A 26,475-nucleotide genomic window follows, 5' to 3' on the forward strand; every position below is an offset into this window, starting at 1 on the left:
CCTGAGCGCGTCGCCTGACGCTGAAACCATCTCAACAGAAGGAGAAACGATGCGGCTGCTGCTTGCCTCGTTCAAACACGAGACCAATACCTTTTCACCGGTTCCCACGCCGTTCCAGCGCTTTTTCCGCGAAGGCGCGATCCTCAGCGGCGCCGAGGCGATCGCCGCGCGGCGCGGCACAGGCACCGCGCTCGGCGGATTCATCGAAGTGGCGCAGCGCCATGGCGCCCAGATGGTGGTGCCGGTGGTGGCAGAGGCGTCGCCAAGCGGGCCGGTGGATCCGCAGGCCTACGAGCGCATCTGCGGGATGATCGTGGAGGCGGCGGCCAGCCAGGCGTTCGACGGCATCCTGCTGGATCTGCACGGTGCCATGGTGACGCCCGATTTCGAGGACGGCGAGGGCGAACTGCTGCGGCGCCTGCGGGAGGTGCAGCCGGACACGCTGATCGGCGTCGCGCTCGACATGCATGCCAACCTCTATCCGGAGATGGTCGCCCGCGCCAACGTGCTGACCGGATACCACACCTACCCGCACGTCGACATGGCGGCCGCCGGCAAGCGTGCCGCGGAACTGCTGTGCCGTGCCATCCAGGGGAAAGTCCGTCCGGTGCTGGCATGGGACAACCGGCCCATGCTGCCGCATGTGATGCGCCAGGGCACCCATGCCGAACCCAACCGGTCTTTGCAGGCATCGTGCATCGCGCTCGAGCAGGCCGGGGACGGCATCCTCGCCGCCTCGCTGTTCACTGGTTTTCCGCATGCCGATGTCCGCAATGCTGGCCTGTCCGTAGTCATCTGCGCCGATGGCGACGCCGACGGCGCCCGCCAGGCCTGCCAGGCGCTGCTGGACCAGGCATGGGACCAGCGCGCCGACTTTCTCTATCACGGCGCACCGCTGGCCGAAACCGTTGCCCGCGCCAAGGCAGCCGACGGCCGTCCGGTCGTGTTGCTGGACCACTGCGACAATGTTGCATCGGGCGGCACCATGGACACCACCGCGGTGCTCCGGGAGGTTCTGCGGCAGGAACTCAAGGATGCCGTCTTTTATGCGATTCACGATCCCATTGCCGTCGAAGAAGCCATTCTGGCCGGCATCGGCAATGAGGTCTCCCTCGCGCTAGGGGGGCGCTGCGCCTTGCCGGCAACGGGAGATCGCAATGAACCCCTGCGGCTGAGCGCACGCGTGCAGCTGATCAGCGATGGGCGCTTCCGTCTGAGCGGTCCCATGAGCGCGGGCGTGGAAGTGAGCACCGGCAAGACGGTGGTGCTGGATACCGGTACCGTACAGGTCATCGTGGTCTCCTCGCATATGGAGCCCTTCGACCTCAGTTGCTTCCATGCCCTTGGCATCGATCCCGCGCGGAAGAAATTCCTGGTAATGAAGAGCCGCGTTCACTGGCGCGCTGGCTTTGGCGACCTGGCGGCGCATGTCTTCGAGTGCGACAGCATCGGCGTGACGACTTCCGACTTCGGCAAGCTGACCTTCGAGCACGTACGGCGGCCGATCTATCCGCTCGACGACATCTAGGCCGCCGCGCTCGCGGTTGGCATGCAGGCACAACAGGAGACAAAGCATGAAGCTCAAATCCATCCTCGCTGTCTTGTCTGCTGCGTGCAGCACGAGTATCGCGCAGGCGCAAATCGCTCGTCCGCCGCTCAGCGCCGCGGATTCGGACCCCGTAAAGATGGGCTGGATGACCGGTTCGCCGCCGCCGGCGGACAAGCTGATCCGGCAAGCGGACATGACGCTCTACGCGTTCCCGCAGACGCGCTGGTCGTTCGCCAATTTCCGCCAACTCGTGCCCAGCACCAATGTCAGGCGCGGTGATGGCACACCGTCGGCATTGCCGCGCGCCGAGCGCACCGACATCGACGGCATCACGTTCACGCCGTTGGGACGCGCGGACACGATGACCTGGGCGCAGTCGCTCGAGGCCAACTACACCGATGCGATCGTCGTGCTGCACAAGGGCCAGATCGTCTATGAGCGCTACTTTGGTGTCATGAACCCGCGCCAGCCACACACGGCCATGTCGGTAACCAAATCGTTCTTCGGCACGCTGGGGGCGATGCTGGTGGCCGAAGGTAAGCTCGACGAGAACGCGCTGGTCTCCAAATACATCCCCGAGCTCAAGGACACGGCCTACGGCGACGCGACGGTCCGCCAGGTGCTGGACATGACGGTCGGCGTCAAGTATTCGGAGAACTACGCAGATCCGAATGCCGAAATCTGGCAACACGTGCGGGCCGGAGGCGTGTTCCCACGCCCGCCTGGCTACAACGGCCCAACCTCGTTCTACGGTTTCCTGGAAACCCTGAAGAAGGAGGGCGAGCATGGTGATGCCTTTGCCTACAAGACCGTGAATACAGACGTGATAGGCTGGCTGATCCGGCGCGTCAGCGGCAAGTCAGTGGGCGAGGTGCTGTCCGAGCGCATCTGGCAAAAGCTGGGGGTGGAGCAAGACGCCTACATGCTGGTCGACAGCGTTGGAACAGAGTTCGCCGGGGGCGGCTTCAACCCGACCCTGCGCGACATGGCCCGCTTTGGCGAAATGATGCGCCTGGGTGGGCGGTTCAATGGTCAGCAGATCGTGCCCAAGTCCGTGGTCGACGACATCCAAAACGGCGGCGACAAGGCCAAGTTCGCCAAAGCCGGCAATGCGACAATGCCCGGCGGGAGCTATCGCGACATGTGGTGGGTCAGCCATAACGCCGATGGCGCCTTCTCGGCGCGCGGCGTTCATGGCCAGGCGATCTACATCGACCCCAAAGCCGAGATGGTGATCGCTCGGTTCGCCTCCCATCCGGTGGCCGGAAACGAGCAGTCCAATACGACCAGCTATCCAGCCTTCCAGGCATTGGCCGACCACCTCGCAGCCAATCGATAGCAACGCCACCGAGCGTGATGATGACGAGGCCGCGCTGCGCCGGAACGGCAGGCGGCTTCCGGCATATCTCAGGGCCCAAGGCTGGCTGCAGGTCGGCAGGCACGATTGACCGCTCTGGCCATGGGGGTGCGGCATTGCCTGTAGCGCATGCCGACGCTACGCGGTGCGCCCGCGCAGGGCGCACGTCGTTTATCAGAGCTCACTGCGGCTGCTCGCGGCGCGACTTTTGCGAAACCGGGACCACCGACGGATTTGCAGCAGCCGGGGCCGGTGTGGACGGCGCGGGGGACGGCCGGATCTGCGTGGTGGGTGAATGCGGCAACCGCACCGGCGCCATGCCCTCTGATCCTTGCAACGCCTGGCCGTTGTCATAACCGGTGGAGACGGCTTCCAGGTAGCCCGGCGCGAACGTCTGCTCGGGCGCGACCAATGACTGGGCCGGCGCGGCGGGCTGGGCATAGGCGATGCTGTTCGCGCACATCCCGAGCACGCGCATCAACAGGACACCTCGCTGCAGCATGCGTATCGCTTCCTGCAAACGCGATCGGGGCCGACTCTCTCGTGGTTCATAGCGGTTGATCTTCATGACGGTTCTCCAATGGAGCGATGGCTCCGGGTGGGGAGGTGGGAAGAAAACGAGCATCGGCGCCGGGCTCTGAACCCTTAATCGCATGGACCATGCCATCCGCATGGCGGCGCCAATAGCGAATGCGCCGCCACTTTTCCGGGTAAACCTGTTGGAGAACTGCAGACACGCATGCTGGCCGCGGTTGGGCGGCACGCAACATGCGATCGATGGAGGCGAGGGCCGGCCGCCCCGGCCGGGTTGTGGATAACTTGGCAAAACCCTGGGGATAAGCAGGCAGGAAAGCTGTGTCCCGGCTGGGGGTGGGTTGTGGGGCGTATACGAACAACTTCGGGGCGGTTTTTACGCGCCACGTATACGTCCACCAGATATCCCGCGAGATCAGGGTATTCCCTCGGAGTTATCTTGTTCGCAAGTCGTTGAGCGGAAAGGGAAAAACCGGCTTATCCACGAGAAAAGGGGGCGTTTACCTACTACTACTATATTGGTATACGTAAACAATAAAGAAAGACATAAGGCCACCATTGCGGCAGACGTATACGTTGCCCGCATTTGGCGCAGCGCTTCGCACGTATACCTGCGCTGGCGTCCCGGCCGGTGCGTATACCGCTCGCCCGACGTTTACCTCACCTCAGCGCGGCACCTTGAATGCTTTCCTTGCCAGCAAGGCTTCCTCGCGTGTCGCGCAGCCCTCCCGGTGATCGTTGACCAGGCCCATCGCCTGCATCAGCGCGTACATCGTGGTCGGGCCGACAAAGCGCCAGCCGCGCTTCTTCAGGTCCTTGGACAGCGCGATGGATTCCGGCGAGATGGCCATGGTGCGCAGCACTTCCGGCGTCAGCAGCGTGGGCCGGCTGGCCGGATCGGGCTCGAAGCGCCAAAAGTACGCGGCCAGCGATGGCTCCGTCTCCAGCAGTTCGCGGGCGCGCTGCGCATTGTTGATGGCCGCCTCGATCTTGCCGCGGTGCCGCACGATGCCGGCGTCGCCCAGCAGCCGCTGGATATCGCGCTCGCCGAAGCGGGCCACCTTTTCAATCTCGAAGTTGGCAAAGGCGCGGCGAAACGCCTCGCGCTTGCGCAGGATGGTGAGCCAGCTCAAGCCGGCCTGGAATCCCTCCAGGCATAGCTTCTCGAACAGGCGCCGGTCGTCGCCGACGGGAAAGCCCCATTCGTTGTCGTGGTAGTGGCAGTAGTCTTCCAGCGTGCCGCACCAGCTGCAGCGCTCGCGCTCCGTGTCTGCCACCGTGTTCGCCACGGGCTGTGCCGCTTTGGGCGAGACCTTTTTCGCTACCTTCTTCGCCACCTTCTTTGCGGTTTCGTTTGCGGCTTCTTTTGCGGTTTCTTTTGCGGCTTTGCTGTCTGCTGCCATGGGTGTGTTCTCCTTCGATCTGCCATCTTAAAGCGACTCGCGCGGCATGTCCCACCCGCGCGGCCTCATGACGCATTTGCTACGATGCCGCCCGTGAAGGACGAATTTCCAAGAGGACTGACATGGACAAACGACTGGCGACCATCGAAGAAGACGGCTGGCAGCTCGACGACGGCGAGGTCATCGGCGAGGCGCACCCCGAGACGTTCTGGGTGCCGGCGCTGGCGCAGCGGCAGGCGCTGCAGGCCGGCCAGCTGGTGAAGCTGATCTTTCGCATCGTCACCGCCGACGAGCAGGATCGCGAGGAGCAGCACGTGGAACGCATGTGGGTGATCGTGACCGGACGCGAGGGCGATCTCTACAGCGGCGAGCTCGACAACCAGCCCTATTGCACGGAGGAAATGGCGCCCGGCATGCCGCTCTGGTTCGAAGCGCGGCATGTGATCAATATCCATAAAGAGGGCGACGAAGAATAACCACCCGGTTAAGCGCCCGGTCGGCGCGTCTCGCCTGAAAATGTCGACCTGGCGTTACACTGGGCGCGCATGATGCAGGCGGCCACCGGTGCCGGCAAACGCAGTATCCGCGCCAGCGGCCGCCGCCTTCCCCAACCTTCTTAGGCGAAACCTCATCTGATGCGCTGGATATTCGGGGTGATTGGCTTGGTGCTCGGCATGGTGGTGGCCGGGTTTGGCGGTGCGCTGACGGGCGCGGTCCTGGGTTTCGGTTTTGGCTGGATGGTCAGCGACCGGCCCACCCGGCCTCCCGGCGACGGCGAGGCGCAGGGCGCCCCGGCGGATCCGCTCGAAGCCCGCGTGCTGCGGCTCGAGCAGGAGCTGTCCACGCTGAAGCGCGAGATGGCGAGCCTGCGCGGCGAGACCGTGGCGATCCCATCGGCCACATCGGCCCCCGCAGCGCCGGGTACGGCTGAAGCAGGCGAATTTCCGTCATCTGCTCCGGCAGCCAGCGTCCCCGAACCAACCCCGGCGATCCCGATGCCGATCCCGGTCGAGGCGCCGCCAGCCTCCATCTCCACGCCTGCTCCCGCACCAGCGCCTGCCCCAGCGCGCTACGTGGAACCCCCGCTTTCGTCCGCGCTCGGGCCACGCGAGCCCGATTTCGTCGAGCGCGCGATATCCGCCGCGCGCGGCTGGCTGCTTGGCGGCAACAGCGTGGTGCGGGTCGGCATCCTGATCCTGTTCTTCGGCGTGGCGTTCCTGCTCAAGTACGCCTCCGACAATGCCATGCTGCCAGTCGAGTTCCGGCTGGCGGGCGTGGCGGCCGGCGCGGTGCTGCTGCTGCTGGCGGGCTGGCGCCTGCGCGAGCGGCGCGCGGCTTATGCGCTGGTGCTGCAGGGCGGTGGCGTGGGCGTGCTCTATCTCACCGTCTTCGCTGCCACCAAGCTCTATGGCCTGCTGCCGGCCGCGGCCGCGTTCCCGCTGATGGTGGCCATCTGCGCGCTCGCCGGCGGCCTCGCGGTGCTGCAGAACGCGCCCGTGCTTGCCTTTACCGGCAGCGCCGGCGGCTTCCTCGCCCCGGTGCTGATCGCAACAGGCGGCGGCAGCCATGTGATGCTGTTCAGCTACTACGCGCTGCTCAATGCCGGCATCTTTGCCATTGCCTGGTTCCGGGCCTGGCGCCAGCTCAACCTGCTCGGCTTTGCGTTTACCTTCGGCATCGGCACGGCCTGGGGCGCGCTGAACTACCGGCCCGAGCTGCTCGCCACCACGGAGCCGTTCCTGATCCTGTTCTTCCTGATGTATACGGGCATTGCGCTGCGCTATGCGCTGCGCCGGCAGGTCAGCCTGAAGGACTACGTGGACGGCACGCTGGTGTTCGGCACGCCGCTGCTGGCCATGGGGCTGCAGGCCGCGCTGGTGCGCGATATTCCATTTGCCATGGCATGGAGCGCGGTCGCGCTCGCGGCGTTCTATCTCGGCCTGGCGGCGTGGCTGGCGGCGCGCCGCGATCGCTTGGGGCTGCTGTTTGAAGCCGTGCTGGCGCTGGGCGTCATCTTTGCGTCGCTGGCGGTGCCGCTGGCGTTCGACGGGCGCACCACAAGCGCTGTATGGGCCGTGGAAGGCGCCGCCGTGGTGTGGGTGGGGGTGCGGCAGCAGCGGCGCCTTGCGCTGGCCAGCGGGCTGCTGCTGCAGCTGGCGGCCGGCGTGGCGTTTGCCGCTGGCAGCCTGTTCGAGGCCACGCAGCTGGCGTGGCCGGTGCTGAACAGCCGCTACGTGGGCACGCTGCTGCTGGCGGTGGCCGGCATCTTCAGCGGCTGGCGCCTGCACGGGCGGCCCGAGGCGCGCGCCTGGTCCGCGCCATGCGCGCCGCTCGGCCTGGGCGCGGCGTTGTGGGGGCTGCTGTGGTGGCTGGGCGGCGGCGTGGTCGAGATCCAGCACTGGTACGGCGTGCAGGGCTGGCAGGTGCGCGTGCTGCTCGAAATGCTAGCGTTGTTCGTGGTGCTGAGCGCATGGCTGGCCCACCTGGCGCGGCGCGTCCTGGCGTGGCCGCTGGCCAGCGTGCCGGCGCAGGCCATGGCGCCGCTGCTGGCGGTCCTGGCCATGCTCAGCTGCATCGTGCAGTCGGCGTCGCCATTGCTCGGCTTCGGCGCGCTCGCCTGGCTGGCCGTGTTTGGCGCGGCCTACCTGCTGCTATGGCGGCAGCAGGACGATGAACGCGATGCCTTGCTGGCGCCCATGCATGCCCTGTTGTTCTGGACCGTGTGCGTGCTGCTCTCCACCGAGGCGTACTGGCGCCTGCGCGCCTATGTGCCGGAGGGCGCCTGGAGCTGGAGCGCCTGGGCCTATGGCTATGGCGGGCTGCTGGCGCTGCTCTCGGCCTGGGGCTGGCGCCTGCGCTGGCCGGTGGCGCGCTTCTCGAAGGCCTACCTGCTATGGGGTGCGCTGCCGCTGGTGGCGTTGCTGTGGCTGTGGAGCATTGCCAGCGTGGCCAGCGACGGCGACGCCGCGCCGCTTTTCTACCTGCCGCTGCTCAACCCGCTCGATGTCGCCCAGCTGCTTGCCATGCTGGCGGTGGCGCTGTGGCAGCACCGGCTTGCCGCCGAGGGCCTGGCCACGCGCCCGCGCGTGCTCGAGTATGCCGCGATGGGCACGGTGTTGCTGTGGTTCAACGCCGTGCTGCTGCGCACGCTGCACCACTGGACCGGCGTGCCCTACACGTTGCAGGCCATGGGCGGCTCCACGCTGGTACAAGCGTCGCTGTCGGTATTCTGGACCGTGCTGGCGCTGATCACCATGGTGGCAGCCACCCGTCGCGGCTCGCGCGCGCTGTGGTTTGCCGGTGGCGCGCTGCTGGGGGTGACGGTGGTCAAGTTGTTCCTGTTCGACCTGTCCTTCGTCAAGGGCATCGAGCGGATCATCTCGTTTATCGGCGTGGGCGTGCTGCTGCTGTTGATCGGCTACTTCTCGCCCCTGCCGCCGAAGGAAGAGGAGGCGACGTGATGCTGGTTTTCCGAACCGCAGGCGGGCGGGCGCTCCCGATGCTGATGGCCGCGCTGTTGCCATCGCTGTTGCTGCCGCTGCCCGCGCGGGCTGAGCGGTTCGCGCTGGTCACCGAACGCGACGCGGCGTACTACGCCGTGACCCTGGACGCCGATGTCTACACCCGTAGCACGCGCCCCGGGCTGGGCGATCTGCGCGTGCGCAACGCAACAGGCGAATTGCTGCCGTACGCGCTGGACCTGCCGCCCGAGCCGGCGGCCGAGGTGCGCACGCTTCGCGATGTGCCGTGGTTCGCGCTGCCGGCCGTGCAGTCGGGCCAGGCCGCGCCCATGGGCGTGGTGATCGGCACCGACGGCGCGCTGCGCGCCGCCAGCACCCCGCCCGCGGCCGGCACCGCCGGGGCATGGCTGCTCGACCTGAGCCAGTTGCGAGCCGACGCCAGCGCGGTGGTGATCGGCCTGCCGGATGGCGATTACCAGGGCAGGGTGGACGTTGCCAGCAGCGACGACCTGCAGCACTGGCAGGCCGCGGGCGGCGCGCAGCTGTTGCGGCTGAGCCGCGAGGGCAGCACGCTGAGCCAGGACCGCATTGCGCTGGGGCGCTTGCGGGCGCGTTACCTGCGGCTGCAGTGGCAGGGCGCGCCGCCCGCGCCGGCGCGCGTGCAGGTAGAGACGGTGGCGGCCAGCATGCCTTCGCCGCTGGCGCTGCAATGGCGCGACAGCGTCGTCGCCACGCAGGCCCAGCCCGGTGGCGATTACCTGTTCGACAGCGGCGGCCGCTTTCCGGCCGAGCGCGTGCGCATTCGCCTGCCGCAGGCCAACACGGTGGTGCAGGCCACGCTGTGGTCCCGGCCCGATGCGCAAGCGTCCTGGCGCGTGGTCAGCAGCGGACAGCTCTATCGTCTTTCCGGCGCGGCAGGCACCGAGCAGGAAAGCGCGCAGATGGCGATCGGGCGCAACACGGATCGCCTGTGGCGCCTGAGCGTGGATGCCCGCGCCGGCGGGCTTGGCGCTGGCATGCCGGTGCTGGCGCTCGGCTGGCGCCCCGCCGTGGTGACCTTTGTCGCGCGCGGGGCGCCGCCGTTCTCGCTGGCGGTAGGCGAGCCGTCGGGCGCCGCGCAGGAGCCCGGGGCGGTCGCGCGGGCTGAGTTGCTGGCCGGGCCCGCACCGGTGATCGCCGACGCACGGATTGCCGGCATGACGGCATCGCCGCGGGGTACCGCGGCGCCTGCCGACACCGAGCGCAACCGGCGCTTCGTCCTGTGGGGCGCGCTGCTGCTGGCGGTCGGCGTGCTGGGCCTGATGGCCTGGCGGATGCTGCGGGTGCTGGGCGCGCCGTCCCCGCCGCCGGACTGACGTAAAGAAAAAGGCCAACCTCCCGGTTGGCCTTTTTCAGTTTCTGGCGACGTATTGCCGTGTTACTGCAGCGGCTTGCCGGTCCGGTCGTGCATGAACAGCAGCGCCACAAAGCTGATCGCGGCCGCGGCAATCACGTAGTAGGCTGGCGCCAGCTTGCTGCCGCTGGTGGCGATCAGCCAGGTCACGATCAGCGGGGCAAAGCCGCCGAAGATGGTCACGGCGAAGTTGTAGGCCAGCGACAGGCCGGTCGAGCGAACCTCGGTGGGGAACTGCTCGGCCAGCACGGCCGGCGCCGGGCCGGTGAAGGCCGCCAGCAGGATGCCCAGGATCACCTGGACCATCAGCAGGGTCTGGGTGGTCGGCGAGACGTTCAGCCAGTGGAACAGCGGATAGGCCAGCACGCCGATGATCAGCGCCACGGTGCCCAGCATGCGCTTGCGGCCTACGTGGTCGGACAGCATGCCCATCAGCGGGCACAGCACCAGGATGATGGCGCCGCACAGGGCGGTCGACTGGAAGGTGGCGCCCAGCGGCAGGCCGAGCTGCTGCTTGGCGTACGACGGCATGTAGAACACCAGCACATAGGTGCAGACCGTCCACAGGATGGTCACGCCCAGGCCGGCCAGCACTTCGCGCGGATGGTCGCGCAGCACCTGCGTCAGCGGCGAGAACTTGACCTTGCTGGCCGCGCGTTCGGCGCGGCGGGCTTCAAAGGCGGGTGGCTCTTCCAGGTGCGAGCGGATATACATCCCGACCGGGCCGATCAGCAGGCCGAACAGGAACGGGATGCGCCAGCCCCAAGCGTCGATCTGCTCCGGCTCCAGGCCGTTGATCACCAGCGCGCCCATGGCGGCGCCCAGCATGAAGGAAATGCCCTGGCTGGCCTGCTGCCAGCTAGCGTAGGCGCCGCGCTCCTCGTCGGGGGCGTGCTCGATCAGGAAGGCGGTGGCGCCGCCAACCTCGCCGCCGGCCGAGAAGCCCTGGATCAGGCGGGCCACCACGATCAGCGCCGGTGCCCACAGGCCGATCGACGAATAAGTGGGCGCCAGGCCGATGATGGCGGTGCCCAGCGCCATCATCAGGATGGTGAGGGTCAGCGCCGCCTTGCGGCCGACGCGGTCGGCGTAGACACCGAGCACGATGGCGCCGACCGGGCGCATGAAGAAGCCCACGCCGAAGGTGGCGACGGTCAGCAGGAAGGACGTGAGGTCATTGCCGGTGGGGAAGAACAGCTTGGCAATGATCAGCGCGAAGAAGCTGTAGACGGTGAAGTCGAACCACTCCAGGCCGTTGCCGATGGTGGCGGCGAGGATGGCCTTTCGTCGCTGGGATTGGGATATTTCGTGGACTTGAGGTATTGCAGCGTTGGCTTGCATGTGGCGTTTGATGCGGTGAGAAATCGGCGGGAGGCCTGCCCCAAAACCGGGCATGCGCTCTGAAAGGCAGAATAGTAAGCGATTCTTTAACTAGCCGGCAGGATGGCGGTGTGTGGCGTCAGATCCGCATGGTCGACTGGGCGGCCACCGTCCCGCGGGATGTTCCACGTGAAGCACCCATGCGCGAGCCCGGCGTCCTAGGGGCGCGGTAGCGGGAAGCTAGGGCTGGCTGGCGTGATGCTGGGGCGCGCTGCGGGCGTCGGGAGCATCGCCCGTGCCGGCTTCTTGTTGCTGTTCAGGCGCATCCGGGCGCTGGCGTGTGAGCCAGAGCCATAGGGCGCTGCCGACCCAGCCAGCCACGAAGACGGAATCGCCGACATGGTTGAGCAGCGCCGGGGCGCCTGGCGCGTTGAATGCATCGGCCAGCAAGGGGGCGGGCAGGCGGGCGGCGATCCATAGGAGCACAGCCGGTCCGCTTGCATACACGCCTGGCTGCCACCAGTTTGCATGGGGCAGCAAGGGCCTGTGGGCTGTGCGCTTGACCACGGTGTTCTCCAACCTGACACGCTTCATGGCGCGTCGTATCCAGTCATGCGGGGTTTGCCCGAGCCCGCGCGGACGACGCATTGCGCCGCGCAAAGCTGGACTGGGCCCCGTGCTGGAATCATAAGCCGATTGCCCGCTGTGTGTCCGAATCTTTAAAGCGTTGTGTGGTGCACCCCACGTTCGCACGGCGGGCGGCGTACGCATGCGGTGACGGCAAGTGTGGTGGCGTGGCGTGAATTCAAGTTTTTTGATGGAGGTGTCCGTAAATGCGTGGCGCCGGGGCTGGGTAGTTTTGTCAAACTGAACACCGCTATCAAAAGGATTTGAAGGCCGCCATCATGCTTCCCGCCATCTACATCTCCCACGGTTCCCCCATGCTTGCCCTCGAACCGGGCCCGAGCGGCGCCGCCTTCGACGCGCTTGGCGAAGTGCTGCGGGCGCGCAAGCCGCGCGCCGTGCTGATCGTCTCGGCGCACTGGATCTACAGCACCCTGGTGGTCGGCACCCGCGAGCGGCAGGAGGCCTGGCACGACTTCGGCGGCTTCCCGCGCGCGCTGTACGAACTGCGCTACGACGCCCCGGGCTCGCCGGCGCTGGCCGATCGCGTCAAGACGCTGGTCGAGGCCGCGCAAGTCCACGGCGCCGCGGTGGTGCTGCAGGACGATGAGCGCCCGCTGGACCACGGCGCCTGGATACCGATGCGGCATTTCTTCCCGGACGCCGACGTTCCTGTGGTGCAGCTGGCCTTGAACCCGTATCTGCCGCCGGCGGCCCAGATCGAGATCGGCCGGGCGCTGGCGCCGCTGCGCGGCGAGGGCGTGCTGGTGCTGGGCTCGGGCAGCTTTACCCACAACCTGCAGGAAGTCTTCGGCGTCGGTGGCCAGCGCGAGCAGCACGGCTCGGCCGTCGAGCCCTATGTGGAGGCGTTCCGTGGCTGGATGATCCAGGCGCTGGACGAGGCACTTGCCACGGGTGACACCGCGCGCATCGCGGACTATCGTGCGCAGGCGCCGTACGCGCGCCGCGCCCATCCCGCCGACGAGCATTTGCTGCCGTTCTTCGTGGCGCTGGGCGCGGCGCTGGGTCCGCGCGAAGGCGTGCCCGCCGAGCAGGCGCCGGCCGGTGTGGCACGCGTGGCCGATGAGGTCACTTACGGCGTGCTGGCGATGGATACGTTCGTGTTCGAAGGGGTCGGCACGCACCATGCCCCGGCATTGAGCGAGACGGCCTGAGCCGCCCGGGCGTCATGCCTTGCGGGCCGAAAGGTAAGGGCGCGCCAGGCGCGCGCCCGCCACGGCAATCCAGCCCATGGTGAGGGCAACCACGCCCAGGCCGTATTGCAGGCTGGAGGCATGGGCCACGCCGCCAATCATCACCGGCCCCATCAGCAAGCCGATATAGGCAAACCGCGCCACGCGCGAGATGGCCTCCGCCGGCGCCACGCCCGGCAGACGCGACGCCGCCACGAAGAAGATCGGCACCATGTTCGCCGCGCCCATGCCCATCAGCGTGAAGCCGACCAGCGTCGCCGCCGGCGCGGGCCACAACAGTGCCAGCAGGATCCCCGCGAATGCCACCCAGGCGCTGCCGCCGAGCGTGCGCGCGTCCGACCAGCGCGCGCGCAGGCGGTCGCCGCCAAAGCGGCCGCAGGCCATGCCACCGGAGAAGGCGGCATAGCCGGCGCTGATCCAGGCGTGCGGCGCCAGCGCCACCTCGCGCATGTAGACGCTCGACCAGTCGTACATCGCGCCCTCGCCAACCAGCCCCAGGAACGCCATCAGGCCCAGCAGCCAGAGCGCGCGCACCGCATGCGCGCGGTGGTGGGCGCAGGGCGGTTGCACGGGATGGTCATCCAGCAGCCAGGGCGCCACGCCCGCCGTGACCGCCGCGGTCAGCACCGCCATGCCCAGGGCGTGCGCCAGCGGCGGCACGCCCAGGCCCAGCAGCACGCCGCCAACCGCCGCGCCTGCCATGCCGCCCAGGCTGAACATGCCGTGCAAAGCGGACATGATGGGCCGTGCGCGGCTGGCCTCCACCGTGGCGGCCTGCGCATTCATGCCTACGTCGAACGCCGCGTTGGCCATGCCGAAGGCGATCAGCGCCGGGATCAGCAAGCCGAACTGCGGCATGGCCAGGATGGCGACGGTGGCCAGCGCGTAGACCAGCCCGCTGCGCCGGCAAGCGGCCGCGCTGCCCACGCGCCCCACCCAGCGCCCCACCGGCCCCATGGCCGCGATGGCGCCCCCGGCCACCGCCAGCATGGCCAGCGACAGCACCGCATCCGACAATCCGAAGCGCGCCTTGATGGTCGGGATGTGCACGCCCCAGGTCGCAAAGGTGGCGCCGTTGACGAAAAACAGCGCCATGGTGGCGCGCGCGGCGTGCTCCACGCGCCGCGCGCTGACTGGCGCGGCGGCGGCGGCGGGGGCGGAGGACGAGGGGGAGGGCGGCTGGGTCAGGTTGCTGGAGGCGGAATCGGGCATATTGGCGGCAGGCACGGCCGGCCGCGCCTGGCGGCGCGGGGTGTGCCCTGGCGGGCGCTGCAGGGTAATCGAGCCCTGCATCGTCGCACATCGGTGCATCGCACGCATGACCGGCGGCGATGCCGGCCACTGATGTGGCCGGTCGCGCGAGTCCGGCTACGCCACCGCGGCGTGGCTGGCCGGGCGCAGCAACCCGCGCCGGTGCAGGGCAAAGCCGAAGGCCGCCAGCGCCGTCAGCGCCAGCACCACCATCACCCACAGCATCAGCCAGTAGCCGCCCGCGGCGCGCCACAGCAATGCGCCCAGCCAGGGCGCGGCGGCCTGCATCAACAGCACCGGCGTCATCATCAGGCCGTTGAGGGTGGCGTAGTGGTGGCGCGAGATCAGCTCCGGCATGGCCATGGCGCGCAGCATGGTGTTGATGCCGTTGGCGCAGCCGTACAGCACCGCCGCCAGCATCAGCCATTTGCCATAGCCGAGCGCAAAGCACAGCAGGCCCAGGCTCATCACCACATACACCGGCAGCGATAGCCGCAGCGGATGGCGCACGTGAAAACGCATCATCACCATGCGGCCGACCACCTGCGCCGGGCCGATCAGCGCCGCCACCACCAGTTGCTTGCCCAGCGGCAAGCCCTTTTCGGTCAGCATCGGGATCAGGTGGGCGCCCAGCAGCGAGGCGATCACCGCCAGCGCGGTGAAGGCCAGCACCACCGCCCAGAACACCGGCTGGCGCAAGGCGAGCTGGGCGATGCCGGGCTGCGCGGCATCCGCCAGCGGGGTTGGCGCCGGCGCGGCCGCGTATGTGGCATGCGCCACATAGCGCAGGCGGGCGTGCAAGGGCGCGCAAACGAAAAGGTTGAGCGCCGCAAAGCACAGCAGCGTCTCGCGCCAGCCCAGGTGCAGCACCAGCCATTGCGCCAGCGGCACGAAGATGGTGCTGGCAAAGCCCGCCATCAACGTCACCGTGACGATGGACTTCTGGTAGCCATCGCCAAAGGTCTGGCGCAGCACGACGAAGGCTGGCTCGTACAACGTGGTCGCCATGGCCAGCCCGATCGGTATCCACATCAGCAGGAAAGTGGCCTGGTTCGGGCTCCACGCCCACAGCAGCAGGCCGGAGCCGGCCAGCACGGAGCCCGTGCACATCACGACGCGCGCCGGCACGCGGTCGAGCAGGCGGCCCACCGCGAACGAGCACATCGCCCAGACCAGCAGCCCGAGCGAATAGCCGCCGGCAAGAAAGGGTTTGGAGTAGCCCAGTGTCGCGCTCATCGGCCCGATGAACACGGTGAAGGCGAAGTACAGCGTGCCCCAGGAAATCGTTTCGGTGACGCCAAGGGTCCAGACCAGCTGGCGTGGCGAGATGGCGCGTGGGCCGGGTGGGGCGTCTTGTCGTGTCATGGCGCGCCTGGACGCGGAATGTACCGCCGCGCAATGGTCGCCGTGAGGAGGCGGATGGCGCGATTGGCGGCGAGGGGCTGAGCGGGAATTGTAGCCGGCATCCAGGCGGAATGCCTGCTTTGCGTCACATGGTTTGGCCGCTATCCATATAGGCCGCTATCCCTTGCCCGTGGGCGGCCCTTTCAGCTCCACCATATTGCCGTCCGGGTCGTGCACGTAGATCGACGGGCCTTTGCCTTCGGCGCCGAAGCGCATCTCCACCGGGCCCGGCTCCGCGCCGTGCGCACGCAAGTGGGCGCCGATCGCATCGGCATCGAACGGATCAAGGCGCAGGCAGAAGTGGTCGAGGTTGCGGCCTTCCCTGCCCGGCCCGGCGCCGCCGGCGCGGCCCAGCGGGCCGTCCAGCGCTACCAGGTCGATCAGCCCGCTGCCCGCGCGCAACTGGATCAGGCCGAATTCCGCCTGTACCCGTTCGACGCTGCAGCCAAGCACGTCCACATAGAAGCGCATGAGTGCCGTCACGTTGCCGGTACGCAGGACCAGGTGATCGATGCCGAGGATGCGGAACATGGCCATAACTCCCAGCGCTTCCAGCGCTCAGATATCCGGAATCAGCCGCTTGCCCAGGCTGACCACCTCGTCCTGCGCGTACCCGAGGCTGCGGTAGAAATCGATGACCTTGCTGTTGCCGGTGCGCACCAGCAGGTTGATCTTCGGGCAGCCGCGCTCGATCAGCAACTGCTCGGCGTGCGCCATCAGGCGGCGGCCGTGATCGCGGCGCTGGTGCTCGGGATGCACCGCCAGGTAGTAGACCCAGCCGCGATGGCCGTCAAAGCCGACCATGGCCGATGCCATTGGGCGGCCATCCACTTCGCCCACCAGGAACAGCTCGGGCTGCTCGGTCAGCTTGCGGGCAATGTCTTTCTTCGGGTCGTTCCACGGCCGCGTCAGGCCGCAGGCTTGCCAGAGGTCGATGATGGCGGCCTCGTCGGCGGCCAGGTAAGGGCGGATCTGCATGCGGATTGATGCGCCGCGGCATGCGGCGGCAGCAATGTTAAGTCCTTGACAGTGTAGCCGTGAAACCTGTGCCAGAATCGCCGCTCATCCCCATCAAAACAAGCAGGCTCACCCTGCACGGAGACCCACGATGAACGAAACGACCACGCACGCCCGCGCCACCTTCAGCCACATGGAACAAGGCACGCGCGAGGACTGGGCGGCGATATCCGCCGAGTTCATGCCCTTCGCGCAGGCGCTGGCAGACCGCGTGCTCGATCACCTCCGGCTGCTCGACGGCGACTGCGGCGGCTTTCCCATCGACCGCCTGACCCACTGCCTGCAGACCGCCACGCTCGCCCACCGCGACGGGCGCGACGAGGAGTACGTGGTGTGCGCCCTGTTGCACGATATCGGCGACACGCTTGGCAGCTTCAACCATCCGGACATCGCCGCCGCCATCCTCAAGCCCTTCGTCAGCCCGGAGAACCTGTGGATGGTGGAGAAGCATGGCGTGTTCCAAGGCTACTATTTCTTCCATCACCTGGGCCTGGACCGCAACCTGCGCGAGCAATTCCGCGACCAGCCCGAGCTGTTCGATCGCACCGCGGAGTTCTGCGCCAAGTACGACGGCGCGGCCTTCATGCAGGACTACGACACGCTGCCGCTGTCCTTCTTCGAGCCGATGGTGCAGCGCGTGTTTGCGCGTCCGCGCAACTCCATGTACGTGAAGGAGAACGAAAGCACGCTGGCGCAGCCGGCCTGAACCGCGTCGCAGCAAGTTGCCGACCGGAAGGTGCATTTCTGTCTTGACGGAAATTTCCGAACAGATAAACTGTCACGCATGGAACTTCAACCGGTCGCACAACGCTTCGTCCTGCACTGGGGCGAAATGGGCTCTAAGTGGGGCGTCAATCGCACCGTCGCGCAGATTCACGCCCTGCTATTCCTTTCCGAGCACCCGCTGCCGGCCGAGGAGATCGCCGACACGCTCAATGTGGCGCGTTCCAACGTCAGCAACAGCCTCAAGGAACTCCAGAACTGGAAGCTGATCCGCACCGTGCACATGATGGGCGACCGGCGCGATCACTTCGAGACCATCACCGATGTGTGGGAGCTGTTCCGCACCGTGGTGCGCGAGCGCAAGCAGCGCGAGTTCGATCCCACCATCGACGCCTTGCACGAGTGCGTGAACAATCCCGCGTTCGCCAAGGAGAGCAAGGAAGTGCAGAAGCGCATCATCGCCACCTTGCAGCTGATGGAAACGCTGGGTAGCTGGGGCGACGAAATGCTGCGCCTCTCGCCCGATACCCTGGTCAAGGTGATGAAGCTCGGCGCGCGCATCCAGAAGCTGGTGCGTGGCGACCAGCGCGTCCGCGAAGCCGGCAAATAGCACAGGCATGAAAAGCAGGCCGCCACGGTGGCCGCTTTTTTTGACTCGATATTTCTCTTAAGACAGAAATTAATGTAAATAAGGATGCTTGAGATGGATCCGACCAACGGCGCGCTCTACACCGTCATCCTCAACCTGTTGATCGTGCAGGGATTGATGGGTGCCTTCGATACCGTCTGGCATCATGAACTGCGCTGCGCCTTGCCGCAGCAGCACAACGCCGCGCCGGAGCTGCGCCTGCACGCGATCCGGGCGGTGCTGTACGGCGTGCTGTTTGGCGGCCTGGCGTGGTTTGCCTGGGGCGGCGCCTGGCTGGTGCCGCTATGGGCCATCGTCGCCATCGAGATCCTGCTGACGCTGCGCGACTTCGTGGTGGAAGACCAGACCCGCAGCCTGCCGCCGAGCGAGCGGGTGACGCATACCGTGCTGGCCATCAACGGCGGCGTGATCTTTGGCTTGCTGGCCTGGCATTCGCAAGCCTGGTGGCAACTGCCATCGGGCCTGCACCTCAATCCGCTCGGCTGGCAAAGCTGGGTGCTGAGCGTGTTCGCGCTGGGCGTGGCCGCGTCTGGCGTGCGCGACGCGCTGGCGAGCCGCGCGCTGGCTGCCCGCGCCGGCGCTACGCCGTCGTTCGATTTCACCGGCGCCGATCCGGCCCGGCGCGCGCAATCGTTCCTGCTGACCGGCGGCACCGGTTTTATCGGCCAGGCGCTGGTGCGGGCACTGCTGGCCAATGGCCATCGCGTGACGATCTGGGCGCGTAACCCCCGCGTGGCGGCCCAGCTATTCGACGGCCGCGCTGCTTGCGTCGGCTCCCTGGCGCAGATCGATCCGGCTGTGCACTTCGATGTGGTGGTCAACCTCGCCGGCGCACCCATCCTGGGCCCGCGCTGGAGCGCCGCGCGCAAGCGCAGCCTGGTGGAAAGCCGCGTGGGCACCACCCGCGCGCTCGCCGCGTGGCTGGCGGGGGCCGTGCACCGGCCGCGCCTGCTGATCAACGGCTCGGCGGTGGGCTACTACGGCATCCAGGGCGACGACGACCTGAGCCAGCGCACCGAGGCTAGCGCCCCGCAGGACATCTTTGCCTCGCAGTTGTGCCAGCAATGGGAAGACGCTGCGCGCACCGTGACGCCGCTCGGCATCCCCTTAGCCATCCTGCGCCTCGGCGTGGTCTACGGCCATCAAGGCGCGCTGCCCGCCATGCTGATGCCGGTATGGCTCGGCTTCGGCGGCCCGATGGGGAGCGGCCGGCAAGCGCAGAGCTGGGTACACATCGACGACGTGCTCGGGGTGATCGCCTGGCTGTGCCGCGGCGATGCCGTGGCATCCGCCATGGAAGCTGTCGCCACCTACAACCTGGTGGCGCCGGAAACCCCGAGCCAGGCCGGGTTTGTGCGCGCGGCGGCGGCGCTGCTGCGCCGGCCCGCCTTCATGCCCACGCCGGCATGGCCGATGCGGCTGGCTCTGGGCGAGCAGGCCACGCTGCTGCTCGACGGCTTGCGCGTAGCGCCGGCGCGTTTGCAGCAGGAGGGCTACGCGTTTCGCTTCCCCACGTTGCTACTGGCGCTGGCAGACCTGCTCGGCGCCGGGCGGGTGCGCTCATGACCGCACGCACGGGCATTTACGAAATCATGCTGGGCGCCGGCTTTGCCGATCTGCCGCCGGTGCTGCAGCGCGTGCATCGCGCGCAAGGCATCCAATTGACGGGCACGCTGCGCGTGCGCTGGAGCCAGCGGCGCTGGTTGCGCGCGCTGCTGCATCTGTCGGCGCTCCCGCGGCCCGCGCAGGCGGCACCCACGCGCGTCGCCATCATGCCGCTTGCTGCGGGAGAACAGTGGCATCGGCAGATCGGCGGCAAGCTTGTGGCCAGCCGCATGGAAGGCGCGCGCGCCGGGCTGGTAACCGAGCGCATGGGCCCGCTTGCCCTTGCGCTGGACACGCGCGTCGATGGCGCGGGCCGGCTGCGGCAGGCCAGCCGTCGCGTCAGCCTGCTCGGCATGCCGCTGCCATGGCTGCGCGTGCTGGCCATCGAGCGCGCGCTCGATGGCCATCGCTATTGCTGTGACGTACGGATCTGGATGCCGCGTCTTGGCTACCTGCTGCGCTACGACGGCGTACTGGCGATTTGCGAACCCGATCTTTGAATACCTGAATACCTGAGTACTTGATCTTTGTCTGGAGAGACGCTTATGAAATCCGTACCGACCGCGCGCACCGCGCTTGCCGCCGTGCCAGCCTGGATGCCTGTGGTGCTGCGGCTCGCTGCAATCTACAACCTGCTCTATGCGGTGGTGCTGAGCCTGTGGCCCGCGCAGATCTTCGACTGGCTCGGCATGCCGGCTACGCCCGATGCGATGATTCAATGCATCGGCATGATGGTGGGCGTCTATGCGCTGGGTTACTGGATTGCGGCGCAGGACATGTTGCGTTACTGGCCGCTGGTGGTGGTGGGGCTGGTGGGCAAGACGCTCGGGCCGCTGGGGTTCTTGCACGGCGCGCTGACCGGCGTGTTCGCATGGAAGAGCGGGCTGTTCGTGTTGTTCAGCGATCTGTCTTGGTGGGTGCCCTTCTGGGCAATGACGTTGTTTGCGTTGAAGCACCGTCATGCGTGGGACGATGCCCGCATGCAGCGCCAATAAAAAAAGCAGCGGCCCCTGCTCGGAGCCGCCGCTTTCGCGTTCGACGGGCACGGCCTCACGGCAGCGCCTGGTACCACCTCGCAAATCAAGCCACCTGCTGCGCCGTCTGCGGATGCCGGAACTGCTCAAGCAGCGCCGCCCAGCGCGTACGCACCTTCGCAAGGTTGTCTTCCTTGACGTGCCCGAAGCCGCGAATGTCGTCGGGCAGGCTGGCCAGCGTGATCGCGGTTGCATGGTTGGCTGCGCTCAGGCCGCTCGTCAGCTCGTCCAGCAACGCACGATACTCGCCGATCAGCGCGCGTTCGGTGCGACGCTCGGCCGTCTTTCCGAACACATCGAACATGCCGCCGCGCAGGCCTTTGAGCTTGGCAAGAACGCCGAAGAGCTTCATCGTGGACGGGCCGAAGCGGCGCTTGAGCAGATGCCCCTTTTCATCGCGCTTGGCCAGTAGCGGCGGCGCGAGCCAGAAGCTGAGCTGGTAGTCGCGGCCGGGCTCGCCTTCGAACTGGTTGCGCAGCTTGTCGAGGAAGATCGGGTCGGTATAGAGCCGCGCGACTTCGTACTCGTCCTTGTAGGCCATCAGCTTGGCGAGATTGCGCGCCACGGCCTCCGTCAGCGGGAGCGGCTTGCCGCTGCCGACCAGCGTGCTTTCCGCCGCGCGCACGCGGTTCACGGCGTCGCGGAAGGTTTGGGCGTAGGCGCTATCCTGGTAGGCCTTGAGGTGCTCGGCGCGGTGTGCGATCAGCTTCTCCAGCAGGGCGCCGGAGGAGGTGGGCAGCTTGACCACGTCGGCGCCTTCGGCGGTGCTGCGCAGCTTGCCGGTGAGCGACAGCACGTGCTCCGGATCGTGCGCCATGTGGCGGCCCCAGTCGAAGGCGGCCTTGTTCTTTTCCACCGCCGTGCCGTTGAGCTCGATGGCGCGCACCAGCGCATCCAGCGATAGCGGCAGCCAGCCTTTCTGCCAGGCATAGCCCAGCACCAGCGGATTGGTGAAGATGGCGTCGCCGATCAGCGCCACGGCCAGGCCGCTGGCGTTGATGAAGTCGCAGGCTTCGCCCACCGCATTGCGCACATCCTGTTCCGCCGACAGGCCGGGGAACTGCCACTTGGGGTTCTTGATGAACTCCGCGGTGGGCGTCTGTGCCGTGTTGACGATGGCGCGCGTGCGGCCTACCTGGGTCTTGGAGATGACATCGTCGGTGGCGCTGACGATCGCGTCGCAGCCAATCACCAGGTCCGCTTCGCCCATCGCGATGCGGGTGGCGTGGAGCTGGTCCGGGTGCGCGGCAATCTGCACGTGCGAGAGCACCGCGCCGCCCTTTTGCGCCAGGCCGGCCATGTCGAGCACGGTCACGCCCTTGTTTTCCAGGTGCGCCGCCATGCCGAGCAGGCCGCCGATGGTGACCACGCCGGTGCCGCCCACGCCCGTGACCAGCACGCCGTAGGGATGCTCAAGGCCGGGCAGCGCCGGTTGCGGCAAGGCCGGCAGGTTGTCCATCGACACGCCGTGGCGCTCGGGCTTCTTCACCTGCGCGCCTTCGGCCGTGACAAAGCTGGGGCAGAAGCCGTTGACACAGGAGAAGTCCTTGTTGCAGGACGACTGGTTGATCTGGCGCTTGGTGCCAAGCTCCGTTTCCAGCGGCTCCACCGACAGGCAGTTCGACTTCACCGAGCAATCGCCGCAGCCTTCGCAGACCGCGTCGTTGATGAAGGCGCGCTTGGCCGGATCGGGGTAGGTGCCGCGCTTGCGGCGCCGGCGCTTCTCGGTGGCGCAGGTCTGGTCGTAGATCAGGACGGTGGCGCCGGGGATCTCGCGCAGCTCGCGCTGGATCTTGTCGAGCTCGTCGCGGTGATGCACTTCCACGCCTTGCGGCAGCTTGATGGCGGCGCTGTATTTTTCCGGCTCGTCGGTGACGACGACGATCTTCTTCGCGCCTTCGGCCGCCACCTGGAAGGCCACGTCCTGCACCGACAGCTTGCCGTCGATCGGCTGGCCGCCGGTCATGGCGACCGCGTCGTTGTAGAGGATCTTGTAGGTGATGTTGACATTGGCCGCGATCGACGCGCGGATCGCCAGCAGGCCAGAGTGGAAGTAGGTGCCGTCGCCCAGGTTGGCGAACACATGCTTGTCGCCGGCGAAGGGCGCCTGCCCGATCCATGCCACGCCTTCGCCGCCCATCTGGCTGAAGGTGCTGGTGCTGCGGTCCATCCACACCGTCATGTAGTGGCAGCCGATGCCGGCCAGCGCGCGCGAGCCTTCGGGCACGTTGGTGGATGTGTTGTGCGGGCAGCCCGAGCAGAACCAGGGCTTGCGCTCGGCCGCCACCCGTGGCACGGCCATGGCCTTTTCCTTGGCCTCGATCACTGCGATACGCGCGGCAATGCGCGCGCGCACGTCGGCGGGCAGCTCGAACTTGTCGAGCCGCGTGGCGATGGCGCGGGCAATGATGGCGGGCGACAGTTCATAGTGCGCCGGCAGCAGCCAGTTGCTCTGCGGGATCGACCATTCGCCGCCCGCGTTGTCCTTTTCGTCGAATTTGCCGTAGACCTTGGGGCGCACGTCGTCGCGCCAGTTGTAGAGCTCTTCCTTGAGCGCGTACTCCATGATCTGGCGCTTTTCCTCGACCACCAGGATTTCCTGCAGGCCTTCGGCAAAGGCGCGCGCGCCGTGCGCTTCCAGCGGCCACACGCAGCCCACCTTGTACAGGCGGATGCCGATGCGCGCGCAGGTCTCATCGTCCAGGCCCAGGTTGGCCAGCGCCTGGCGCGTGTCGAGATAGGCCTTGCCGCCGGTCATGATGCCGAAGCGGGCATGCGGCGAATCGATCTCGATGCGGTCGATCTTGTTGGCACGCACATAGGCCAGGCCGGCGTACCACTTGTAGTCGAGCAGGCGCGCTTCCTGTTCCAGCGGCGGATCCGGCCAGCGGATATTGAGGCCGCCCGGCGGCAGGATGAAATCCTGGGGCAGCACGATCTCCACGCGGTGCGGATCGAGTTCCACGGAGGCCGACGATTCCACCACGTCGGTCACGCACTTCATCGACACCCACAGTCCGGAATACCGGCTCATGGCCCAGGCGTGCAGGCCGTAGTCGAGATATTCCTGCACGTTCGAGGGATAGAGCACTGGCAGGCCGCAGGCCTTGAAGATGTGCTCGGACTGGTGCGCCAGCGTGGATGATTTGGCGGCGTGGTCGTCGCCCGCCAGCACCAGCACGCCGCCGTGCTTGGAGGAGCCGGCCGAGTTGGCGTGCTTGAAGACGTCGCTCGTGCGGTCCACGCCCGGGCCCTTGCCGTACCACATGCCGAACACGCCTTCGAACTTGGCGTCCGGATACATGTTCACCTGCTGCGAGCCCCATACGGAGGTGGCAGCCAGGTCTTCATTCAATCCCGCCTGGAACACGATGTCGTGCGCGGCCAGATGCTGCTTGGCCTTCCATAGCGACTGGTCCAGCGAGCCTAGCGGCGAGCCGCGGTAACCAGAGATAAATCCGGCCGTGTTAAGGCCGGCGGCGCGGTCGCGCTCGCGCTGCAGCATCGGCAGGCGTACCAGCGCCTGCGTGCCGCTGATATAAACGCGGCCACGCTCCAGCGTGTATTTGTCTTCCAGGGAAACGTTTGCGAGCGCGCGGCGGATGGCGTCGCTGACCGGAGGGGTCAGGGGGGCATTCATAGGTGCTCCTCTTTGGGGCATGCAGTCGGGATCACCGACTTACTTCAGTTGTGGGCGACCGTGCGCCGCCTCTTGTGAAGGCGGAAAACGGCCGTGTCTCGTTGGCGCATGGTAGCACCGCGCCGGAGGGCGCGGCACCTTGCGTTGCAGCAAAAAGCGCGCCCGCGAGAGGCGTGCTTTCCCGTATGGACACGCTTCGCGTGTACACTGCGTTGCAAACAGGTTTACGCAACAAACGGGCAGATGCGGACCGTGCGCCATATCTTCAGGGATTGCGCCCCGGTGCAACCCGCCCCATCCGAGGCCGACCGGCCTCCAGGACCCAACATGACTATTTCCACCCGCCAGGGCACTGCGACCCTGGCTGTGCTGATCGACGCCGACAACGCGGCGCCCGCCATCGTCGAAGGCCTGCTGGCCGAAGTCGCCAAGTACGGCGTAGCCGCCGTCAAGCGGATCTATGGCGACTGGACCAAGCCCAACCTCGCCGGCTGGAAGGAGCGCCTTTTGTCGCACTCCATCCAGCCGATCCAGCAGTTCCGCTACACGGTCGGCAAGAACGCCACCGACAGCGCGATGATCATCGACGCGATGGACCTGCTGTACACGGGCCGCTTCGATGGCTTCTGCATTGTCTCCAGCGACAGCGATTTCACCCGCCTGGCCTCGCGGATCCGCGAGCAGGGCCTGACCGTGTACGGCTTTGGCGAACGCAAGACGCCCAAGCCCTTCGTCACGGCCTGCGACAAGTTCATCTTTGCCGACGTGCTGCGCAGCGACGCCGACGCCGACACCGATACGGAAGCCGACGGCGCCGCCGCGCCCGCGCGCAAGCGCAACAGCGGCGAGCTGCGCCAGGATTCGCGCCTGGTGCGCCTGCTGCAAAGCGCCTCGCAGGCGGTCTCGGACGAAGAAGGCTGGGCCACGCTCGGTGGCATGGGCAACCATATCGCCAAGCAGGCACCGGAGTTCGACTCGCGCAACTACGGCTACGGCAAGCTCTCCGAGCTGGTTGCTGCCACGGGCCTGTTCGAAGTCGAGACCCGCAACGGCAACAACAACAAGACGCTGTGGGTGCGCCTGAAGCGCCGTTCGAAGTCCGGTGAAGCCGAGCCCCGTCAGGGCGACGACCGCCAGGCTGAGAACCGTCAGCCCGAGAATCGCCAAGGCGAGAGCCGTCAGGGCGAGAGCCGCCAAGGCGAGAATCGTCAGGCTGAGATCCGTCAGGGCGAGATGCCCCAGGCTGAAAGCCCTCAGGGTGAGAACCGCGAGAACCGCGAGAACCGTGACAACCGCGAGCGGCGTGAGAATCGCCGCAACAAGCGGCGTGGCGGCGATCGCCAGCCTTTCCCTCAGCAGCAGGGCTCGCGGCCGGAGCGTGCGCAGCAGTCCGCACTGCCTGTCCAGCCCGCACCGGTGCCCGAATTTGCCCCCCCGGCTCCCGTTAGCGAAACCGCCCCGTCGTTCGTGGTGGATCCGATGGACGTGCTGGAGCGCGTGGAGCAGGCCTCCAATGGCGCGGAGTCGTTCGACGAGCAAGACGACAGCGATGCCGGCGACAACGGCGAATCGAATGGCCGCCGCCGCAAGCCGCCCAAGCCCGAGGTCACGCTGAGCGAGATCCCGTGGCCGATCGACAGCTCGATCTTCGTGGCGCCGTCCTCTACCGTGGTGGCGCCGGTGGTCGAAGCCATCGAAGCCGTCGAGGTCGTCGAGGTCGTCGAGGTGGCTCCGGTCGAGGAAGCCGTTGATATTGCCGAGGTCGTCGAAGTCGCTCCGGTAGTGGAAGCCATCGAAGCGATCGAAGCCGTCGAAGCCGTCGAAGTTGCCGAGCCGGTCGAGCCCGCGGTTGAGGTAAAGGCCAAGGCCCCGGCCCGCGCCAAGAAGACCGCTGCGCCCGCCAAGAAGACAGCCGCTCCGGTCAAGAAGGCTGAAGCACCCGCCAAGAAAGCGGAAGCACCGGCAAAGAAGACCGCTGTAGCCGCCAAGAAGGCTGCCTTGCCGGCCAAGAAAGCCGCCGCTCCCGCCAAAAAGGCTGCGCCCGCGGCCAAGAAGGCAGCCGCGGCACCGGCCAAGCGGGCTCCGAAGAAGACGGCGAAGGCCGCTGAATAAGCCACACTCGTCAGAATGCAAAACGGCGCCGCAAGGTGCCGTTTTGCATTTCAGCAGCTTGCGCCGCCGGGCCGCATGACTAACCCGAAGTTCACCAGCCGCCTGGGTGAGTTTCCCCTTTTGCGACAGGCACTTGTCGTGATTCCCGGGTTCCAGTTTCTGTCTACACGCGGATTTGCTGAAGC

Annotated in this window: 20 protein-coding genes and 1 pseudogene; 12 read left to right on the plus strand and 9 right to left on the minus strand. The window is 67.2% G+C overall.

Going from position 1 to position 26,475, the window contains the following annotated elements:
• The first annotated feature begins 49 nt into the window (after positions 1 to 49).
• Together ACGLHR_RS14005 and ACGLHR_RS14010 are read left to right on the plus strand one after the other, a co-directional pair.
• Complete coding sequence (locus ACGLHR_RS14005) at positions 50 to 1,528, plus strand: M81 family metallopeptidase (RefSeq protein ID WP_400094531.1); 1,479 nt, start codon at positions 50 to 52, stop codon at positions 1,526 to 1,528.
• A 46-nt stretch (positions 1,529 to 1,574) separates the two neighbouring features.
• Entirely contained in the window at positions 1,575 to 2,888 is a 1,314-nt protein-coding gene (locus ACGLHR_RS14010) for a serine hydrolase domain-containing protein (RefSeq protein WP_400094533.1), read from the plus strand.
• 199 nt (positions 2,889 to 3,087) lie between these two features.
• Here ACGLHR_RS14010 and ACGLHR_RS14015 read toward each other — a convergent pair whose 3' ends face one another.
• On the minus strand, positions 3,088 to 3,474 hold the full coding sequence (locus tag ACGLHR_RS14015; RefSeq protein WP_400094534.1) for a hypothetical protein: 387 nt from the start codon (positions 3,472 to 3,474) through the stop codon (positions 3,088 to 3,090).
• Between the two features lie 631 nt (positions 3,475 to 4,105).
• Positions 4,106 to 4,843, minus strand: a complete 738-nt coding sequence (locus tag ACGLHR_RS14020) for a DNA-3-methyladenine glycosylase I (RefSeq protein WP_400094535.1) — start codon at positions 4,841 to 4,843, stop codon at positions 4,106 to 4,108.
• A 122-nt stretch (positions 4,844 to 4,965) separates the two neighbouring features.
• Here ACGLHR_RS14020 and ACGLHR_RS14025 point away from each other — a divergent pair, with 122 nt between their 5' ends.
• The 3 genes from ACGLHR_RS14025 to ACGLHR_RS14035 all read left to right on the plus strand — a co-directional run bounded on the left by ACGLHR_RS14025 (position 4,966) and on the right by ACGLHR_RS14035 (position 9,659).
• Positions 4,966 to 5,319: a DUF2314 domain-containing protein gene (locus ACGLHR_RS14025; protein ID WP_267604627.1), complete on the plus strand. Its 354-nt coding sequence runs from the start codon at positions 4,966 to 4,968 to the stop codon at positions 5,317 to 5,319.
• Positions 5,320 to 5,478: 159 nt separating this feature from the next.
• Entirely contained in the window at positions 5,479 to 8,304 is a 2,826-nt protein-coding gene (locus ACGLHR_RS14030) for a DUF2339 domain-containing protein (RefSeq protein WP_400094537.1), read from the plus strand.
• Positions 8,304 to 9,659 carry a DUF3999 domain-containing protein gene (locus ACGLHR_RS14035; protein WP_400094539.1) on the plus strand — a complete coding sequence of 452 codons (1,356 nt, stop codon included), beginning with the start codon at positions 8,304 to 8,306 and terminating at the stop codon, positions 9,657 to 9,659. Before ACGLHR_RS14030 ends, ACGLHR_RS14035 begins: the two co-directional genes overlap by 1 nt.
• A gap of 62 nt (positions 9,660 to 9,721) precedes the next feature.
• Here ACGLHR_RS14035 and ACGLHR_RS14040 read toward each other — a convergent pair whose 3' ends face one another.
• Together ACGLHR_RS14040 and ACGLHR_RS14045 are read right to left on the minus strand one after the other, a co-directional pair.
• The gene (locus ACGLHR_RS14040; protein ID WP_400094541.1) at positions 9,722 to 11,038 is read right to left on the minus strand and encodes an MFS transporter; all 1,317 of its coding nucleotides are present in this window, start codon (positions 11,036 to 11,038) and stop codon (positions 9,722 to 9,724) included.
• A 219-nt stretch (positions 11,039 to 11,257) separates the two neighbouring features.
• Positions 11,258 to 11,611: a hypothetical protein gene (locus ACGLHR_RS14045; protein WP_400094543.1), complete on the minus strand. Its 354-nt coding sequence runs from the start codon at positions 11,609 to 11,611 to the stop codon at positions 11,258 to 11,260.
• Between the two features lie 311 nt (positions 11,612 to 11,922).
• Between ACGLHR_RS14045 and ACGLHR_RS14050 the strand changes: the two genes are divergently transcribed.
• A complete protein-coding gene (locus tag ACGLHR_RS14050) occupies positions 11,923 to 12,816 on the plus strand; it encodes a dioxygenase (RefSeq protein WP_400094545.1) in 894 nt (297 codons plus the stop codon).
• 12 nt (positions 12,817 to 12,828) lie between these two features.
• Here ACGLHR_RS14050 and ACGLHR_RS14055 read toward each other — a convergent pair whose 3' ends face one another.
• The 4 genes from ACGLHR_RS14055 to ACGLHR_RS14070 all read right to left on the minus strand — a co-directional run bounded on the left by ACGLHR_RS14055 (position 12,829) and on the right by ACGLHR_RS14070 (position 16,488).
• A complete protein-coding gene (locus ACGLHR_RS14055) occupies positions 12,829 to 14,067 on the minus strand; it encodes an MFS transporter (RefSeq protein ID WP_400094562.1) in 1,239 nt (412 codons plus the stop codon).
• A gap of 156 nt (positions 14,068 to 14,223) precedes the next feature.
• On the minus strand, positions 14,224 to 15,471 hold the full coding sequence (locus ACGLHR_RS14060; RefSeq protein ID WP_400094546.1) for an MFS transporter: 1,248 nt from the start codon (positions 15,469 to 15,471) through the stop codon (positions 14,224 to 14,226).
• 156 nt (positions 15,472 to 15,627) lie between these two features.
• The gene (locus ACGLHR_RS14065; protein WP_400094548.1) at positions 15,628 to 16,041 is read right to left on the minus strand and encodes a VOC family protein; all 414 of its coding nucleotides are present in this window, start codon (positions 16,039 to 16,041) and stop codon (positions 15,628 to 15,630) included.
• Between the two features lie 27 nt (positions 16,042 to 16,068).
• Positions 16,069 to 16,488 (minus strand): GNAT family acetyltransferase, encoded by a 420-nt coding sequence (locus tag ACGLHR_RS14070; RefSeq protein WP_318236137.1) that lies wholly within the window; start codon positions 16,486 to 16,488, stop codon positions 16,069 to 16,071.
• Positions 16,489 to 16,618: 130 nt separating this feature from the next.
• Here ACGLHR_RS14070 and ACGLHR_RS14075 point away from each other — a divergent pair, with 130 nt between their 5' ends.
• The 5 genes from ACGLHR_RS14075 (at position 16,619) to ACGLHR_RS14095 (ending at position 20,499) form a co-directional block, all read left to right on the plus strand.
• The gene (locus ACGLHR_RS14075; protein WP_400094550.1) at positions 16,619 to 17,233 is read left to right on the plus strand and encodes an HD domain-containing protein; all 615 of its coding nucleotides are present in this window, start codon (positions 16,619 to 16,621) and stop codon (positions 17,231 to 17,233) included.
• A 78-nt stretch (positions 17,234 to 17,311) separates the two neighbouring features.
• The gene (locus ACGLHR_RS14080; RefSeq protein WP_400094551.1) at positions 17,312 to 17,860 is read left to right on the plus strand and encodes a GbsR/MarR family transcriptional regulator; all 549 of its coding nucleotides are present in this window, start codon (positions 17,312 to 17,314) and stop codon (positions 17,858 to 17,860) included.
• 93 nt (positions 17,861 to 17,953) lie between these two features.
• Complete coding sequence (locus ACGLHR_RS14085) at positions 17,954 to 19,465, plus strand: TIGR01777 family oxidoreductase (RefSeq protein WP_400094553.1); 1,512 nt, start codon at positions 17,954 to 17,956, stop codon at positions 19,463 to 19,465.
• A complete protein-coding gene (locus tag ACGLHR_RS14090) occupies positions 19,462 to 20,004 on the plus strand; it encodes a DUF4166 domain-containing protein (RefSeq protein ID WP_400094555.1) in 543 nt (180 codons plus the stop codon). Before ACGLHR_RS14085 ends, ACGLHR_RS14090 begins: the two co-directional genes overlap by 4 nt.
• Before the next feature lie 45 nt (positions 20,005 to 20,049).
• Positions 20,050 to 20,499, plus strand: coding sequence for a hypothetical protein (locus ACGLHR_RS14095; protein WP_400094556.1), 450 nt, complete (start codon positions 20,050 to 20,052; stop codon positions 20,497 to 20,499).
• 85 nt (positions 20,500 to 20,584) lie between these two features.
• Here the strand turns inward: ACGLHR_RS14095 and ACGLHR_RS14100 are convergent, their stop codons facing one another.
• A complete protein-coding gene (locus ACGLHR_RS14100) occupies positions 20,585 to 24,178 on the minus strand; it encodes an indolepyruvate ferredoxin oxidoreductase family protein (RefSeq protein ID WP_400094558.1) in 3,594 nt (1,197 codons plus the stop codon).
• Between the two features lie 327 nt (positions 24,179 to 24,505).
• Between ACGLHR_RS14100 and ACGLHR_RS14105 the strand changes: the two are divergent.
• Positions 24,506 to 25,277, plus strand: a pseudogene (locus ACGLHR_RS14105) (NYN domain-containing protein); the annotation flags it as partial.
• Positions 25,278 to 26,475: the final 1,198 nt, after the last annotated feature.

Source organism: Cupriavidus sp. CuC1, assembly GCF_044627735.1.
GTDB classification, from domain to species: Bacteria; Pseudomonadota; Gammaproteobacteria; order Burkholderiales; family Burkholderiaceae; genus Cupriavidus; species Cupriavidus ulmosensis.